Here is an 18,382-nt window from a genome sequence, read left to right on the forward strand (position 1 = left end):
GAATTACCGACGATTGCATTAGAAAATGCGGTAATTCGCTACACGATAGGCTAAGATATAGGACATAGATACGAATACGAAAGAGATGACTGATTTCAGTAGTCCTACGGCCGTAGCGAAACCGAACTGTGCTTGCTCAATCCCCATACGATATACGAAGGTATCGATAATATCCGCGCTCTCATAGACCGGAGGACTGTATAGATTGAAGATTTGATCAAATCCGGCATTCAGTACATTCCCGATACTAAGCGTGAACATGAGGACGATAATAGGAAGCATCCCCGGCAGCGTCACATGTAACGTCTGCTTAAAGCGTCCTGCGCCGTCGATCTCCGCTGCCTCGTATAGTGACGGATTAATACTGGTAAGCGCAGCCAGATAGACAATCGTACCAAATCCGAACTCTTTCCATACATCCGATATGACCATGACATAAGGGAACCATTTATTGTCTCCCAGGAAAAAAACAGGGTCGATACCAAACAAGCCAAGCACTTGATTGAGAATACCGGAAGATGGAGACAATACATCGATTAGAATACCGCTTAACAAGACCCATGATAGAAAATGCGGCAAGTACACGAGCGTCTGGAAGGTCCGTTTGACCCATTCTTTCCGCATCTCATTCAGCAGTATCGCTATGGTGACCGGAACGACCATGCCTGCTACAATTTTCATCACCGCAATGTATACTGTATTGAAGAATATCCGGCCGATATCGGGGTAATCCATCAGTAACTGAAAGTTTTTAAGACCAATAAATGGGGAGCCGAACAACCCTTTATTCGGTACGTATTTCTGAAAGGCCATCATAATGCCGGCCATCGGGATATAACTGAAGATGAGGACCAATACGATCCCAGGAACCAACATCAAGTGAAGCGGCCACTCCCTTTTCCACATACGCGTTAATACATTCATGCCATCCACCTCGCTATAGGACTAAAAAATTAAAAACTAGGTTAAAGAAAAGAGAGGTCGTTTGTGTCCAACCCCTCGATTCTCCTGCTATCATTGTTTGTTAGTCGCGTACCATTCATTGACTTCTTTGGTCATTTCGTCGCCGCCAAGCTTTTTCCACTCTTCCACGAATTTATCGAATTCATCCACGGATACTTGATTCATCATAATCTTGAAGTATACTTCATCCCGCTTCTTCTTCAGGATTTCTTGTCGATCTGCCATGGTTGGAGTCGGTGCGCCGTAGAATTTGTTCTGTAGGTACTGTTTATTGTTCTGAATTTCAGGAACAAGTGAATATGCGCCTTTTGGACCTGAAATCAGATATTCCCACCACATGTTGATATCCGTACCGTCAACATACTTCATGGCACGCTCGTAACGAGTTTTTTGATCTTTCGTCTCCAAAATGCTCTCGTCTTTGTTCTCGATCGCTTTTGGCAATATTTCACCATTATTATCCTTTTGTTTACCAACACGAAGCGGGCTTAGAAGCCAGTAGTTGTTGCCTTTCTCCTTCAGGTCTTTACCATACTCATACACTTTCTGTTCTGGCGTCGGATGATTATCCACGACAATCCAATGGTTCAGCAATTTAATAACGCCTTCCGGATGCTTCGCTTGCTTGGAGATAACATAATATTCGTCAACACCCAAACCGATCTGTGATAGTGCAGGTTCGCTATCCACCGATGGAATCGGGAATACGCCCCACTCTTGTACGACTTTACCATCCTTTACTGCGCCTTTAGCGAGCTGAGCCGGCACCCAAGACTGGCCGTATACGATACCTGCGTTGTTGTTGTAGAGGAGCTCTGCCGCTTTCTCCACATCTTTAACAGAGAACTCAGGATCAATCAATCCTTTCTTAAACATTTCCTGCATCGCCTTAAGTGCGTCTTTCACTTGAGGCTGAATGTCACTGTTGACCAAATTGCCATTTCCGTCTTCCATCCAAAGATTTTCATAAGCATGGTAACTATTCAAGAATGCTATTAGTCCTGTAACACCTGTGGAATGGTTAAATGGATCTTTGCTAATTACAATTCCATACGGTTTCCCAGTGCCGCCTGGATCTTTTGTTTTGAACGCTTCGGCGATCGTCAAGAGATCTGCCATCGTCTTCGGTTCCGGCAGGTTCAATTTCTTCAGCCAGTCCGTGCGTACATAGAGGAACTGATACTGGTACGGATTATAAGAACTTGGAATCCCCATGAGTTTACCGTCGAAAGTGGCGGTCTTCAGTTGCATTCCGCCATCCATCGACAAGAATTTCTTCGTCTCATCCGTCGCATTCTTGTCATATACGTCCGTGATATCCATAATCATATCCGCTTCGGTCAGCTCTTTCAGCTGTGTAGCATTAACCTTCATGAAGTCCGGAAGATCATTGGAGGCGATGGACATCTTCACTTTTTCCTTGAATTGAACGTCATCGGCGGACACCCATTTATTCGTGAGCTTCACACCGATATCTTTCTCATACGCATCATAGACCGAGTTCTTCTCGAAGCTTTCGCCCTCATCGAATTTGAGATACTGATCGCTTGCCGAAACTGTTGAAACTTCAATCACTTCATTTTTTTGTTCCACAGGTGTCTCAGGCTGCTTCTCAGGCTGCTTCTCCCCTTCATTTGTGGTTTTGCCGCATGCCGTGATAGTTAAACTTAGGATCAATGCGACGATCAGAAGTATTCTACTTTTTTTCTTCATATTACCCCTCCACATGGTCTCAAAATAGGTCGTGCATCTGCTTCATGCAGCTTCTCTTCCTAGTTCTAGTATAGGAAAGGGAAGGACCCCCATCTATATACTAGTCTTTACTTTCGTATACAACTCTTGACTACCGTCAGGCTTGTCCGTAGAACGCACAAGAGAGGGAGTCTCCCCTAGGTTAGGTTGACTCCCCCTTCGCTTCGTTGAAACGTTATCGTGTAATAACTCGAATATTCAGCTCCCAAAGGCTAATGGTTATTCCCTCAGCTTTCAATAAACCTAAGCGCGCGTTCAGATTGATAATCAGCTAAACCTTTTGCGAATTGTTGATCAGGGAATCCTCTATGCAGTAGCTTTAAACCCGCTGAGGTTAATGATATATGGTGGTGAAGTTGATAAAATAGCAGTCTGTCAGGGTCAAGCCTATCGTTCTTAAGGTACCGGTAGAAATCCCCAAATCGCATCTCCAAAAAACTATGCTCATGCTCAATATCAAAAAACATGGCCCCTTCGATATCGATCAAAAAGGGTTCCAGCTTATCATTAACCAATACATGGTCAGGACCCATTTCCCCGTGAATAAATCCATACTGCTTTCTAGGCTTCATTCTTGCTTCTAACGCGTACAGCTTATCGAGTAGTTTACTTTGATTAGCCCTGATCTTCTCCATATGTTGAGAGGCATAAGCTAGCTGTACTTTCGCATTTTCCATTTTTAACAAATGACATGGTTCTGTGCTGATCTCGTTAGCATTGACTTTCCCAAAAATTCGCCTCTCGTTGGTATGCATAGTTGTAAGCATATCCCCTAGCCGCTGAAACACTTTATCTTGAACACGTAAATCAGCATGATGAAAATAGTCTTCTGCCTTACGTCCATCTATATATTCAACGAGCGCATAATCAAATGGGTAACGATCTTTTTCCTTATTTAGATCATAAAGTGCAGGGGTCTGAATTCCATGTTGTATTAAGAACTTGTTGTTTAATTCAAATAATTCACTTCCATAGGACTGTTCATTTATATCTTCATTCGCTTTTTCTTCTTCAAAATAATTCATAGAAAGATCCCACACATACAAAACGCAGGAAAATCCATTACTGCACTCCATCTTGTAGACCACCTTTTGTGCGCCACCATGCATTCGTGAAACACAATTAACTACATAACTGGTACCAAAAATCCGTCCAATATAATCCTGTAAGTCGGCCTGATCAAGATGATAGGTAACGTCCATTAACAACACTCCATTTATTAAGTTTTGCCGGCTTCACAATAGTAAATAAAATCCAGCCCAAAGTATAGACTTTTTCTTTCTGATCAATTATGATGTTGAATAAGGTCTTGAAAAAAATAAGCATACAAAAAGCCTTTGGATTTTATTCCAAAAGGCTTTTTTTTTGATGAAAAAATCACCTATTCAACCATTGATTTTGCTAATAAAACCATCTGCTTCCTAGACAATCGAAAGCTATCCACCTCAATATAAGTACCCTCTTGCACCCAACGCAAACATCCTCCTTGTGTTCCATAATCATACCTTGCTTCAATTCCGTTCAAATGAACAACCTCACCTCTCTTGTCGAATTTAAAGTCCTCTTCTATCACTGTGGTCGTGCTTGTTTTCCTAAGAATATCAATTATTGTTTCAGATCGCTTACTTCGGTACCCTACCGCTTTATGCTGTTCAATCCCAAACAGATACGTACTTCCTGATTTATCAAAGTAATGGAGTCTAACCTTTTAATTGATCTAATCCAATATGCGCGAAAGCTATATTAGGAATTAACAACGATATTATTGTTAAGAACAAAATTAAAATCCGTTTTTTCATAACCACCATCAGCACCTCCCATGCGTTTATCCGTGTAGGATTCCCATTAATGAGGGCTTTATCAACGTAAAGAAGCTACCCAGTGTGCAGGTAGCTTTCTTGTCTAGAACTCTTATTGAGCTATCGTTTCCCTTAATAGCTTTATGATACAGTTCACCAGACGATCTAAATCTTTCTTCTAACAGGAATCCAAACCTCACATATCGATTCTTCCAGTGTATCATCCATCCAGAAGTATTTTTCCATACATGGACCTTCTACTTGTTCAAATCCTACCGAGGGGAACCATTCTGAGTAAATTCGTCTCCAAACATTTTGGATTTCTAGTCCAATTTCCGAGTCATCTGGAATTGATTCACGGCTATCAAATACCGCATAGGTTTGACCAGGGACATAAAGAGTAACAAGCCCCTCCGTTACTTCTTTACCTTCTGGCAGATCAATCCCCATTAAATAACGTCGGGTTCCATCTTCCCTAAAGTCGAAATAATAGCCATACAGTAGTGAGCCTGAGGGATTCCCAACCAAATCATTAATCCGATCATGTGTCCCATCTTTCCAAATCCCCTCTACAAAAATAGGTATTTCTGTATAGGCATCCTTTTGGATGATAACGTCCTTTCCGATAACCGTTGAAGCCTGTTCTTCCACAATTCGATAGTTCATTTCAGTTTCTCCTTTAATCTGAATTTGAAAGGAGATTCGAGGAAAAGATTTAAGCTTCACGTTCTTTTTCTTCGCCATGTGCGGCGTCACCCCATGCATTCGTTGAAATGCTTTAGCGAATGCTTCTGGGGTCTCATAACCATAATTTAGCGCAATATCGATGACCTTATTATCTGTTCCTGCTAACTCCTCGGCTGCTAGCGTAAGACGCCTGTTTCGTACATATTCAGTAACCGTAAATCCGGTTAAAGCATGAAACATACGTTGAAAATGAAATTTCGATGTCATTGCAGCCGTAGCAATGTCTTCGATCTCAATGGCGGATTTCAGATTGTGTTCCACGTAATCTATCGCTTGTTGTAGCAGCCTAATCGTCTCCAAGGCCTCATCTCCTTTCCATTTCATTGTAGAGAAACCAATAAATCTATTCCTGACCCGGAATGCTTTGATTTGTCCAAAAAATTCCTGTTATCTATAATAAGGTTCACTTTATCATCTAAAGAGCAAAACAAAAAGCACCCGTTTGGGTGCCTTTTGTTTATGGGAGTGATTTTTTCCTACAGTATAAATACTCGTTACTCTATGTCTAAGGAAAAATCAAGACTGCTGTTTAGCATGCGCAAGATCATGAGTAATGCCTCAGATCTCGTAGCATTAGCATTTGGTTTAAACAAACCGTCAACAGTTCCCTTTACAATCCCCATATCAGATAACATATTTATCTCAGCCTCTGCCCAATTACCGAGAATATCCTTAAACTTAGTCTCTTTTGCTAAATTGGGGTTAATGACTGCAGCAAGCATAGCCGCTATTTCTGCTCTGCTAATAGAATTATTCGGTTTAAATGTTCCATCCGAGTAACCGTTGGTAATGCCACTAGCCTTTAATCCCGATATTGCATCTGATGCCCAGTGATCCTTAATATCTTTGAAATTGGATGGGTCTTTAGCACCTAAACCAAGCGCTTTTAATAGCATGGTCGCAAATTCTGCTCTTGTTACCGCAGCATCCGCATGGAATGAGCCGTCGCTGTACCCCGTAATAATTCCAAGTCTAGTTGCTACTTCGATTGCTTTAGCGTTTGGTGAGTCCTTAGATACATCCTTGAATGCTAGCGCAGGTGTAGATTTCACCTTTTCTACAATAGCCTTAACAACATCAATATTAACCTTTTCGTTGAAAAATGGCGCTGGGGTCGGTGTTGTTGTTGGCGCTGCTGTTGGCGCTGTCGTTGGTGCTGTTGTTTGCGCTGTCGTTGGTGCTGTTGTTGGTACTGTTGTTGGTGGTTCTGCTGTTGGCGCTGTCGTTGGTGCTGTTGTTGGTTCTGTTGTTGGCGCTGTCGTTGGTGCTGTTGTTGGTGCTGTTGTTGTTGGCGCTGTCGTTGGTGCTGTTGTTGGTGCTGTTGTTGTTGGTGCTGTTGTTGGTGGTTCTGTTGTTGGCGCTGTTGTTGGTGCTGTTGTTGGTGTTGGTGTTGGTGTCGGTATTGGTGTCGACGTTGGTGTCAGTGTTGGCGTCGCTGTCGGTGTCGACGTTGGTGTCGGTGTTGGCGTCGCTGTCGGTGTCGACGTTGGTGTCGGTGTTGGTGTCGGTGTTGGCGTCGACGTTGGTGTCGGTGTTGGCGTCGCTGTCGGTGTCGACGTTGGTGTCGGTGTTGGTGTCGGTGTTGGCGTCGCTGTCGGTGTCGACGTTGGTGTCGGTGTTGGCGTCGCTGCCGGTGTTGGTGTTGGTGTTGGCGTCGCTGTTGGCGTTGGCGTCACTGTTGGCGTTGGCGTCGCTGTTGGCGTTGGTATTATCGGTTGATTGAACACTTTAATTTCTTGAAGATCAGGACCCGTGCTTCCATCTTCCCCTACTACATAGATCACAATCTGAATGTAGCGCTTAGAGATTTCTTCAGGAAAAAAGACCGAATCTGTCGTAAAACCATTATATTGTCCATCCGTATGAACGAGGCTAGCGTAAGTCGTGCCTGTGACTGTTTCAAACGGACCGGTCACGCTGTCGCTGACCTTCACTTCGTAGGATTGCAGATAGACGGTATCGACAACACGGATTTCATTATAAGCCGCGCCTGCACTCATATCGAGTGTGATTGTCCAAGGCGCATCGGATTGACTGCCAATCCAGCCAGTCTCCAATAAATCGTCAGTCAAATGGCCAGTCTGACCGCTGGCGGTTCCTTTGTCGACTGTAACCGGTACGCCATATGCCAAGTTAGTGCTGTCTTCATTAACGATGATGGTTCTCTTTACCGTGACAGCTTCGTTGCCTGCGGTATCAGTGGCATCATATCGAATGGTATACCGGCCCGCAACAGTCGTATCGATAGCCGGAAGCTCGACATTGTTCAAGCTGTAAGTTACTTTGGCTATCAAATCGATATCGACATTATCAGATACCGATACACCAGGATCAGAGAAGGACGTTCCGTTCCTAACCAGCAGTGTTGAAGCACCGTTAAGCGTAATAACTGGTTTTTCCGTATCATTTTCGCCAAGTTCAGGACTTTGGAAAACTTGTGACCCGTAGGATATGTACGCTTTGCCATTCGGCAAATAAGCGATACCATTGGGAATGGTTCGCATATTCAACAATAGCTCGAATTCGGACTCAGCTACAGTACTGTTCAATAAATGATCGCTGTTAATGCGATAGATATTATTATTGTAGTCTTCAATAGCGTATAGATGACCAGCGGAACTTATCGTTATTCCTTGCACGGCTGTTGGGAGTCCTTTAATGACCGACGTTGCAGATGTTGCTCCCGGCGCGAGCTTGTAAATGCCTTTACTTGTGTAGTCCGTGAAATAAAGGTTATCAGTGGCATCGAAGGCCATACCGTATACGAAATTAAAACCCGTATTGTAATATGCGGTGCCACTATTCGACGGGAGGGGAAAATTGACGAGTGCGCTTTTGTTGATTTTATAAATATTTCTATCATAGTTATCAGTCGTGAAGAACAGATCTCCGGCTTGGTTCAAGGCGACGGTCATAACATACTCTCTGTCCAGCACTTTCGTGACCTCTCCCGTCTCGACCGAAATGCGATAGATGCCGCCCGGATCTCGCTGAGCTGCATAAATATAGCCTTCATGGTAAGCGAGTGCTCTTGCACCTGGAACCGAAGCGTTGATAAATTCGCTTGGAGACAGGGAATAGGGAACCTCCGAAGCCTTGGCTGCGGGAAGGCTTACAAATAGAATGATCAATGCCATTAATAAAGATAAAGAACGTTTCATATAGGGGAATCCCACCTCTTTCAAATTGTAAAATAGATTATTCTACTCCAGCAAAGTGCTGATCTGCCCATGTGACATCAAATCGGCTTGCCGAAAATCATAATCACCATAATTTTTGGTGACAGATCATAGAGATTATACGGTCTCCCCTGTATACTTTTCTAACGCTTCATATAACCCCCTTTTATGTGCGCGTTTAACGATTAGACCAAAAATACTACGCTGTATCCAGAGTGGAATGCCAGCGATGAGTGTATTTTGTAGTGATAACACTAAAGCGGTGTGTGCGAGCAATTTAGGATTGCCTTTTGAATCAGTTAAACCATCCTCCATTAGCCCGTAATGAATACGAACAGACTGCTCGAACTGACTTGGTGGTGTTAATCGTACACGGAATACAACCGGATCATCGTCATTATTGGTAAAAGTATGTGGTGTCTTCATCGGGGCAACACGACGTTCTCCCGCTACCAGGATGTAGTTTATTTTACCTAATGTTACCGTGAGCTTGCCAGAAATCACTTCAAATTCTTCTTCAAAACGGTCATGAATATGTAGTGGGGGACCTTTGCCATGTGGGGGGAGTGCAACTTCAATTAATAAGTATTCACCCTTCGTATCCTTTGCCGTTTCTATAAACGTAATTTGTTCACCCGTAACTCGATTAGTTACCGTTTGTTCCACACACGCTCACTCCTTGGGTTAATCATTTATAAAGTGAACTAAAGGGGCAAGCTGCCACTTTAAGCCTCAATTCTTTCAATCATAGAGAATAAATAAATTGTCGAATAGTGAGTGCTGTCATCACTTTGTCATATGACAATATGGATTTTTATGTAATAAGAAAGGATAACCACTCAAAGTAAGCGACATAGCGTGCGCTTCCCACAGAACCGTGGGCATACAGCAATGAATTTGTGGATGTATTACTCTAAAGCGCACAATTTACAAGGACGTTGAATTTCTGCGTCTGGATGGAAACTGCCGTCCGAATAGCCTTTAACAATACCTAATTGTACAGATTGCTCTACCGCTTGCTGCGCCCATATGCCAATCTTCACCGAATCGGTAAACATCAACTTCTCAGCATCTATTTGCGACTTCAACGCCTTCATTAACATAACCATTCACGATTTCACTCTGTGCAGCTTCAATAATCTCAGACGCGGCCCAGTGACCCGTTATATCGCTAAATGTCGGTTGATCCGATCCGGACTGTTCCTTCTCTTTGCTTACAGCCATCACAGCAAACTTTGTAAAGTAGTCGACTCCGACAGTGATCTTATTGCCATCAACCTCGCCGCCGTCAGTTTGCAACCACTCTTTCTTCATTTCGTCATAGTAGAATTCAACCGGTCGCTGCGCCTTCTTTAATCCTGCCTCATCGAAAACAAAGGTCAGTGTTACTGATTTGGTAAAATTATTCGTAGCATTTTTCAATACTTCGGAAACTGGACTGATTAGAACTTGTCGATCAGATAGGAGATCTTTCGTATCGGTCAATACTAATATGCCATTCGTTGAGGTCACTTTTCCGCCATCATTACCTGTATTACTTGAACTGCCACCTTCACTAATTACTGTCGCCTCCCCCAACTTATCCATGCTTAATCATGCCGTTATCCTATCTCGATGTTATCTTGTACTATTGTTACATCCTATAAGGTGATCAGTCTGTAACCCGGACTACATTTTACAAACGAATGGAGTCGAGTATTTTTTCTAGCGAAATTTCCATAATGGGTTCTTACCTCCACGCAAATAAAAACTGGAACCCGTTATCCGGGTCCCAGTTTTTTGGTAGAGAATGCTTATTAGAGGACGTTCTAGTATCAAATATTAATTGACATAAAATTCTTTCCTTCAACAAAACCTAGACTTTCATACATCGGTTTAGCCATATCAGACGAATGTAGCAGAATTTTTCTAATTCCTTGTACCTTCAAATCGTCTATTGCTTCACTAACAAGTTTGGATACAATACCCTGACGATGATAATTAGGGATTGTGAAAACATTAGTCATATATGCAACCCATCCAGAAGGATTGTCAAACCGTGGTGCAAATCGACATAAGCAAAAACATACAGTTGATACAACTACTCCGTCATCATCAGCAACCCATACAACGAGTGACTTATCCGATAATGAGGAATCAAAGTAGTTTCTAAAAGTTTCATCCATGCTACTATTGTCCTCATGAGATAGCAGTATCTTGCGAAATTCAATTAACTGCGGTATATCCGTTGTAATAGCTTTTCGAAACAGCACAATTGGCTTCCTTCCTATCAAAAAAAAGATTTTAAATATTGTGCTGCAACGTAGTGTATGATGTTGCCCTTGCAATAGCGAACAGCTCGCAAGCTCTGTTGGACTGAACTTTTATTTCATTCAGTACTCGCGCGCTGCATCGAACCACTGTTGAGCCATCTCCTCTGCTATTGGCTGACCAATCAGGTGATCAGACTGACTGAGTTGCCACACCGCTTCACCAAGGTCTTCACGTTCGGTGGTTTCAATGCCTTTGAGGTTGTTGAAGCGCACCGTGAAAGCTGTAATAGCTGCCTCGGCTTCGGCAAAACTACGAGCCTTGGACAAAGTTGCCTGTGCAACGTTGTAAGCTTCATTAGCCAGCTTGGCCAGACGTTTAGGCCAGGACGAAAACGGGCGGCTGAACTCAGTCGTCCACCACTCAGCCTTTCGTAATTGGCTCACTGAAGCATGGTCGGTCCAAGGGCGGGTTACAGCGCGAGTTTTCATTTGCTGTTTTAGACGCTTGCCAGCAATCTCTTCCACATTATAGGCGATAAATCTATTAAGCAACGGCCACACGTTCAAGGTCGGCAAGCCACCCAGATCAGGCATGAAGCGCAGCTCCAAATTCGTTAACTGGGTATGATAAGCCATTAAGTCCAGGTCGCAAAAGTTTCCCCACAAACTCAGTGAGGTTAGGTTTGGGAACCGGTTCAGACACTCCAGCGAAATCGGCTGACCTAACGGCGTATTCTGTAGCGTCAGGCTCGTTACCTTGTGCAGCTCACCCATGTCAGGCAGCAAGAAAGGAGTATCATTCCTGCGTCGGCCGGTGCGCGGCGCTAGTGTCAGAGAAGATGGCATATCTCCTGTGGCCGAGAAGCGTGATAGATCGCCGGATACACTCAGGCGGAAATGCCGCTTCGGAAGCCTCAAGCTCAGAGACCTCCCGGACTGATCCAACTCGATATGCAAGCCATACAAATTGGACTGAGTGGCATCCGCCACCGTGTCTGCAGACAGAATCGGAGTCCACGTCATCTCTTCAATGGGACGTTTCTGTGCCCAGTCAAAGAAGCTTTGGTCACTGCCTGTATAATGCAGAAATCGCGGCCAAGGAGAGCCCGCCGGGGTGGCAAAGACATCAAATACGGTCCAATCAATATGCGTATCAGGTGAGACATGAAGGTCTGCCTTCTTCCCCAATTGCGACGGTCCAATGGATAGACTGCCCACACCGGGCTTAATGACAAGAGTGTGACTGAGAGGACCTGTCAGGTCGATAGGATAACCACCAACTTCTCTAACTGAACCAGCTGAAGGACTAGCTTGGCTATCATTTGGCATTTCTATCATCCTTTCCTCTGAAGCATATCCAGATCTAACTATTCACGCCTGACTCTATCTTCTGAGCAATAAATTGTTTGAATCTTGTAAAATACCGCTCTGATGCTTCCCAGCGCCTAAGATCCAAATAGGGCATGTCCTGCTTGCCATATTGATCGGGCGGCTGATAATACCGGGAAACATAAGTTCCATTATCCAGTGTATAAAAATAATATGCTCCCTCCGGTGTCTTGATTTCAATCCGACCATGCAGGAGGTCTCCGTCCTCGTCCGTATGCGCTTGACGGAAGCTGTAACATTTGGAGCCGTCCCAGAACCCGTCATCCACCTCTTCTTCCTCTTCCGAAACTAATTTCTGAATTACGGGGTGTTGCAAAATGTCTTCCACATACTGTACCTCAATGTTTCGTAAATAAAGCTCAGCCATATTCGCGCAGGTCAGCAACATCGTCCAGCAATCGCTAATCTCTGCTAGTTGTTCCTGAGACTCTTCTGAAATGTCCTCCCACTCAGATCCTTCATCTATGGTTCTCCTCAACAAACCTACAGAATGATCTTGCTCCAGCCAAATATAATAGTGATGCCGGTTATCATTCATATAAATGCTAAGATCCCGCTCTTCTCCGTCAGCATCTATATGCTCCAGTTGAACTTTGAAAAAAACGTCTTGCTCCCAAAATCTAAAAGACGGCTTGTCACTCGGCATTAAAATACACTGCGTCAACTTCAATATATTTTCCTCATTGATCGTGTTGTGGGTGAAATATAAATGAACAGCTTTCTTGTTAGTCGGGGATTCATTTATTTTTTTCAGTACGGAACGCCCTTCTTTAATTATGTTCACTAGTGTGCCAAAGGAAAAGTCGGCTTCCTCTTCCCCCTCTTCCACATCCAGAAAAACTTCATCGATTAACACCTCATGAATATCCACCGGAAGCTCCTGAAATACGCCGTCCCCTTCCCACACATTTACTAAGCAGGGAATCGATTTCTGTCCGTCAACTTTGATGCTGTACTCATCATCCTGAACTAAAACTGCAGCGCTGAGATCACCTTCCACAATCGTTTCCCCATGATTGTATGAGCCGCACAATATTTCCTCAATCATCAGATTGCCCGAAATATAAATTTCCTGACCGCCTACAGCTATATTTTTCGCACTCATATTACCGGTCACCATAAGTCCTATAGCACCGTCTGTTTCTTTGTTATAGAGATTGTCTATAGTAAAATTCCCGTCTATAAAAATGATAATTACCTCTTTTTGTTGCGGAAAAGCCTGCTCCCAATCCAGATTAAGAGAAGGCAGTGTTAAATCCCCTTCATAATAAGCAGCAAGCTGCTCGTCACTGAAATCCTGGTAAAACTTCGCCCACCAAGAGCCTTCCGGAAATTTATCTGCTAGTTGACTAATAGGAATGAATCGGAAAAGATTGCTCATAACATTATTTTCCCTTCATCTTTAAAATTTCCATTATTTTCTCATATGTAAAAATTAGGGTCAATCTTAACTTTAGGCTTGATTCATCAAAAAGAGCAACCCTACATGAAGTATGGGTTGCTCTTACTTTTATGAAAAGAGATATCTTACCTAAATGTGCTACGGTCCAGCTTGTGATTATTTTTGTGATCAATCAAGCTTCGCGTCTGCGCATTCCGCCTCGAGCCTTGCAATGACCTCAGATCGGGCTTGATCCGAGAAGCGAAGCATCCCGTTCTCCTGAACGATCAGCCCTTCCCGAATCCGCCCATCCAGCCAGTCGCTGATCCAGCCGGGCGCATACCCGCCTTGACCGAACTCGCCGCCAAAAGCGATTATCTTCTCATACACATCCAGATATTGTTGACGGCTCGTATTCGGATAAGAGCTTGTGTACAGCCAAAACTGCACATCATACATCAGAGTAGAAAGCTCATCCGCATGAAAGGAAAAGTGTCCCTTCTCTTCTACGATCCGGGTACAGATTCTACGGATCTTTTGGTCAAGCTGTTCCACCTCAGGCACACGACTGCACAGCTGCGCCAGCAAAGGTGAGAATTTGCCTACGGCTACTTTTCGCAGATCCTCTTCTTTATCTTCTTGAGAGGTATCATACTCCTCCTCACTGATCAGTCCACGAATAAACGTCTCGAAGTCTTGGGCCAGGAATGTAATCTCATAATTATCTTCCTGATCCACATGAATCACCTCGGGTTCCCCGTCCCTCCCGCAGTTCCGGTAATCCAGCATTACGACATCATGACCTGCCGAAGGGCAGTCACAAATTACAACGCCGATGTCAGGATATCCCCACTCCTCAATCATAAACGTGCTGCCAAGATCACCGCAGAGTGAATAACTTTTCTCGCGTCCAATGCCCATGATGCCTGTAATCGCAATATGGTCCTCAGCCCATGAGGTCGCGTCCTCCGTCGGGTAACAAGTATTGTAAGGAACTCCCCCATTATGCTGCTTCATCAGACGGATATAGGAAGTAGGAAGCTTGTAACCGAGTTCTTCTTCTACAGAAGCAATCAGCTCGTCCGTAGGCGGGTCAGAGACATATTCTCTTAGCGCATAATCGCTATCGTCCCAGAAGTCGGAGAAATCCATCCCTTCAAAGGGAGTTGCCGCCGACCTCGAATCATTATGCGAATCTTTAATTGCCCGTCTGGATGCGGCGTGTTGTTCTTTGCGCAGCTTGCGCTGGCTGAAGTTCAGTAACATGGCCGTTTTCTCATCGTCAGGATCGAGGGCATGAGCGATACCTAGCACTCTTACTGCTTCCTCATATCGATTCAGATAATAGTAGGAATATCCCACACGAAAATGCCACAACGGGTCATCCTGCCCCCGTTCCGCAATCATCGCAAACTGTTCAAGCGCTTCTTCATAACGTCCCAGATTGTTATACGCTCTTGCCAGACTGCTGACCCCCTCGTAATCTCTGTCCTCTGGAGTAATCTCCATCAGGGTATCAACTATCTTCTGGTGTTCATCATCTTCATGCCACTGTGCCAGCTGTGCGATTAGCTCTTTATCCATGTCTACCTCCCCAAGCCTATTATCAAATTAATAGAATATAAAAAAGAATATAAAAATATATTTTCACCTATTCTACCAGATGGGATGTAAGGATTAAAAATTGGCGTCTCTTATGATAAAGCTCACCGCGCGGATGCAAGCAGCAATTTTATGTATCACTTCCTCAACCAGGAAACTTTTTTTAAATACAACAATTATCATCAAGTTGGATGATGACTATGCCATAATTTAAACATTAGTGTGCGGATGCCGAAAAGGAGAATGTATTATATGGATTATGGTAACCTTATCATCCAAATCAACCGTTCATATCCTATAAATATTAAGCATATCGAACTTCATCGGGAGATGATCGGTAAGGTATATTTTTTACAGAGTCAGGATAGAAGGTATACGCTTAAAATATATCGCAGCTTCAAAACAGATGACGCGTTGCAGACGATTTGTATTCTTGATTATTTGAAAGAAAATTCATATCCGGCGGTTTCTATTATTCGAACTGAGCAAAATGAAAGCCATATTATTCTCAGTAGTCAGGATGGTTGCTGTGTAGGAATATTATACGATTATGTTGAGGGAGCCATGCCCGATGGTAAGATCGAGGCGGAAAGCATCGGAATACAGATCGGGCAACTCCATAATTTGATGGATAAATATCCCGATAAGCTTAAAAACAGACCAAAAACCGAGTATGTGGACGACTATATCTCTATTATGCGAGAATTAGATTTTCATTCAGAAAAAACCCTTGAACTCGAACAGTATGGAAATCTATTATGGGGGCGCATAACGAAACTCCAAAAAAAATTTTGTCACGGTGACTTTCACACGGGAAATATGATCAGGCCGAAGTTCATTACAGCCGAAACACCACTTTCAAGGCTCCTGCGAGGCTCGCCCCTACTTATGACAGGTTCACCGCACTGTGTGTAACAGGAAGTTTTAGGGCCATCCCTTGTGGGATGGTCCATTAACCAACTCATACTTTATCGACATATATAAATTTGTTTCCGTAGTATTTCATAAACCTTTTATATCGCTCGCGTGGCTTCATGCGTAGCTTCAAGAAGATAAATGGGCTAACCCCGTCAGAGTACTCCCTTATTAGGGCACCTTTGGGGCTCCTTTTAGGAATCAAAACATTCAATCTATGAGGGCTTGATTGGATCATTGACTTTTATTATTATCCTAAAATAGTGCATAATCATATTTATCGGTATTTCAAACTTCATCTCAAAAAACATTGACATGTGCACATGTATGCATATAATAACTTTAGGGGGCAGAGCTATGGGATTAAATCTTGATTCAAATAAATGTAAAAAGCTGATAGAAGACAATATTGACATTGAGTTTTTCCGAGCAGTATTTGATCCCGTGCGGAGTGAGTTATTGGTTTTCCTTTCTGTAAATGGTGAAATGACAATCGGTGGTATTGCAGAATATTTTCCACAGAATCGTTCAGTTATTTCTCGGCATCTTGACTTCATGAGTCGTTTCGGAATAGTTCAAAGGAGAAAAGAAGGGCGAGAAGTTTATTACAAAACTAATAATAATTTCATTGTAGATAAATTTGAACAAACAGCCAACAATATGAAAGCACTCCTGAATTTGAAATAATGTAGTGCTTTTTATTTTAATATTTATATGCATTTGTGCGCACATATACATCAAAGGAGGTTTTATTTTGATACAATCAAAAAGGAAATGGTTAGTTTTAGCCACGGTTAGTTTAGCCGTATTTATGGCAATGTTAGATATTACAATTGTTAATGTTGCATTACCAGAAATACAACAAGCTTTTTCATCGGACTTTTCAAATCTGCAATGGGTGTTGAATGCCTATACTTTAGTTTATGCTGCAATGTTGCTGCCAGTTTCAAAATTAGGAGACATTATCGGACGTAAAAAAGTCTTTTTATTAGGATTGGGTGTTTTTGTGATTGGCTCTTTAGCCAGTGGATTAGCAAACAGTGATATTTGGTTAGATATCTTTCGAGGATTTCAAGGAATTGGTGGAGCAGCTATGATGTCATTATCATTAACGATAGTTACTTCTTCATTTCCCGAAAAACAAAGAGGACTTGCACTAGGTATTTGGAGTAGTGCCGTAGGACTTGCTATTGCCGGTGGTCCTTTGATCGGTGGGGCATTGGTTGATAGTTTTGGTTGGCGATCTATTTTTCTAGTCAACATTCCTGTTGGGATTGCAGCCATTTTATTAGGAATGTTTGTTATTAAAGAAAGTGAAACCAACAAGAATGAAAGAATCGATATCCTTGGACTGATTTTCAGCACAGCTATGATTTTCACGATGATTTTGGCCTTAATTCAAAAGTCGGTGCATGGAGATTACGCATGGACTGATTGGCACATTTTAAGTCTACTTGGATTTTCACTCATTTTGCTTATAGCTTTTATCGTTACCGAAAGAAAAGTGAAACAACCAATGATTGAATTATCCATTTTTAGAAATTGGTCATTTAATGGTGCTAATATCGCGGCTTTTGTATTAGGTGCTGGACTATACGGAGGTTTTACTTACTTAACCATTCTTATGCAAAACTACATGGGTTATTCAGCTTTTGATACAGGTGTAAAAATGCTGCTCATTACTGGTTTTACGATCGTTCTTGGTCCAATTGCGGGAATTATCTCAGGAAAAATTGGTAATCGTTGGTTAGTCAGTGGAGCACTATTTATCGGTGCAATCGGAATATTTGTTATGCGTTATATGATCAAAGCTCCGTTTGAATGGAGCTATCTAATGCCTGGTTTTATTCTTTTAGGTATAAGCAATGCTCTAGTCAATCCACCTATTACAAATGCTGCTATGAGTTCAGTTGATAAAGAGTATGTAGGTATGGCTTCTGGTATCTTAAATGTCTTTAGACAAGTGGGTATCTCCTTTGGTGTTGTAATGCTAGGAATTAAGTTAACAGAAGGTTATAACGATTCGTTGAATAATAACATCATGAATTTAGCCAATATTCCTAGCGAGTTTAGAAATCAAATGCTGGCTATTTTCCATAAAGCTGGAGCTTTTGCAGGTTCACAAATTTTTGATAGCAAGCAAGCTGAAGCATTTAAAGTTATGCCGGCTTTTGATGAAATGAAGAAGATCGTTTTTAATGCTTTTAATTCTGGTATGCAAAATGTAACACTATTAATTGGTATCTTCTTATTAATGGGTACATTGGTGAGTGTAATTTTGATTAAAGACAACAAGAATACACAGAACGGGAATTAATCTTTTTTCACCAGTTATTACATTCAGATCAACTTTCTGCGGTACCAGCATGCGCGATACGGTTCACCGCGCTGTCTGTAACAGCA

The 18,382-nt window shown here is 42.7% G+C and carries 15 protein-coding genes; 3 read left to right on the plus strand and 12 right to left on the minus strand.

Going from position 1 to position 18,382, the window contains the following annotated elements; translation table 11 throughout:
• Window positions 1–18 precede the first annotated feature (18 nt).
• The 12 genes from ACN6KS_RS24765 to ACN6KS_RS24820 form a co-directional block, all read right to left on the minus strand.
• Entirely contained in the window at window positions 19–924 is a 906-nt protein-coding gene (locus tag ACN6KS_RS24765; RefSeq protein ID WP_440960708.1) for an ABC transporter permease, read from the minus strand.
• Window positions 925–1,014: 90 nt separating this feature from the next.
• Complete coding sequence (locus tag ACN6KS_RS24770) at window positions 1,015–2,676, minus strand: extracellular solute-binding protein (protein ID WP_440960709.1); 1,662 nt, start codon at window positions 2,674–2,676, stop codon at window positions 1,015–1,017.
• 266 nt (window positions 2,677–2,942) lie between these two features.
• The gene (locus ACN6KS_RS24775; protein WP_440962443.1) at window positions 2,943–3,872 is read right to left on the minus strand and encodes a phosphotransferase family protein; all 930 of its coding nucleotides are present in this window, start codon (window positions 3,870–3,872) and stop codon (window positions 2,943–2,945) included.
• 807 nt (window positions 3,873–4,679) lie between these two features.
• On the minus strand, window positions 4,680–5,561 hold the full coding sequence (locus ACN6KS_RS24780; protein WP_440960710.1) for an AraC family transcriptional regulator: 882 nt from the start codon (window positions 5,559–5,561) through the stop codon (window positions 4,680–4,682).
• A gap of 194 nt (window positions 5,562–5,755) precedes the next feature.
• Entirely contained in the window at window positions 5,756–8,422 is a 2,667-nt protein-coding gene (locus ACN6KS_RS24785; protein WP_440960711.1) for an S-layer homology domain-containing protein, read from the minus strand.
• A gap of 135 nt (window positions 8,423–8,557) precedes the next feature.
• Window positions 8,558–9,106, minus strand: a complete 549-nt coding sequence (locus ACN6KS_RS24790) for a cupin domain-containing protein (RefSeq protein WP_440960712.1) — start codon at window positions 9,104–9,106, stop codon at window positions 8,558–8,560.
• Window positions 9,107–9,348: 242 nt separating this feature from the next.
• The gene (locus ACN6KS_RS24795) at window positions 9,349–9,528 is read right to left on the minus strand and encodes an S-layer homology domain-containing protein (protein WP_440960713.1); all 180 of its coding nucleotides are present in this window, start codon (window positions 9,526–9,528) and stop codon (window positions 9,349–9,351) included.
• Window positions 9,506–10,027, minus strand: coding sequence for an S-layer homology domain-containing protein (locus tag ACN6KS_RS24800; RefSeq protein WP_440960714.1), 522 nt, complete (start codon window positions 10,025–10,027; stop codon window positions 9,506–9,508). Before ACN6KS_RS24800 ends, ACN6KS_RS24795 begins: the two co-directional genes overlap by 23 nt.
• Before the next feature lie 227 nt (window positions 10,028–10,254).
• On the minus strand, window positions 10,255–10,692 hold the full coding sequence (locus ACN6KS_RS24805) for a GNAT family N-acetyltransferase (protein ID WP_280787833.1): 438 nt from the start codon (window positions 10,690–10,692) through the stop codon (window positions 10,255–10,257).
• 120 nt (window positions 10,693–10,812) lie between these two features.
• A complete protein-coding gene (locus tag ACN6KS_RS24810; RefSeq protein ID WP_440960715.1) occupies window positions 10,813–12,021 on the minus strand; it encodes a hypothetical protein in 1,209 nt (402 codons plus the stop codon).
• A gap of 34 nt (window positions 12,022–12,055) precedes the next feature.
• Window positions 12,056–13,462, minus strand: a complete 1,407-nt coding sequence (locus tag ACN6KS_RS24815) for a hypothetical protein (RefSeq protein ID WP_440960716.1) — start codon at window positions 13,460–13,462, stop codon at window positions 12,056–12,058.
• Between the two features lie 189 nt (window positions 13,463–13,651).
• The gene (locus ACN6KS_RS24820; RefSeq protein WP_440960717.1) at window positions 13,652–15,046 is read right to left on the minus strand and encodes an SMI1/KNR4 family protein; all 1,395 of its coding nucleotides are present in this window, start codon (window positions 15,044–15,046) and stop codon (window positions 13,652–13,654) included.
• A gap of 270 nt (window positions 15,047–15,316) precedes the next feature.
• Here ACN6KS_RS24820 and ACN6KS_RS24825 point away from each other — a divergent pair, with 270 nt between their 5' ends.
• From ACN6KS_RS24825 to ACN6KS_RS24835, 3 genes are all read left to right on the plus strand, one after another.
• On the plus strand, window positions 15,317–15,979 hold the full coding sequence (locus ACN6KS_RS24825; protein ID WP_440960718.1) for a phosphotransferase: 663 nt from the start codon (window positions 15,317–15,319) through the stop codon (window positions 15,977–15,979).
• A 357-nt stretch (window positions 15,980–16,336) separates the two neighbouring features.
• Window positions 16,337–16,666, plus strand: coding sequence for an ArsR/SmtB family transcription factor (locus ACN6KS_RS24830; RefSeq protein WP_094872771.1), 330 nt, complete (start codon window positions 16,337–16,339; stop codon window positions 16,664–16,666).
• 67 nt (window positions 16,667–16,733) lie between these two features.
• Complete coding sequence (locus tag ACN6KS_RS24835; protein WP_440960719.1) at window positions 16,734–18,296, plus strand: MFS transporter; 1,563 nt, start codon at window positions 16,734–16,736, stop codon at window positions 18,294–18,296.
• Window positions 18,297–18,382 lie beyond the last annotated feature (86 nt).

Source organism: Paenibacillus nitricinens, from assembly GCF_052056485.1.
Classification (GTDB): Bacteria; Bacillota; Bacilli; order Paenibacillales; family Paenibacillaceae; genus Paenibacillus_AQ; species Paenibacillus_AQ nitricinens.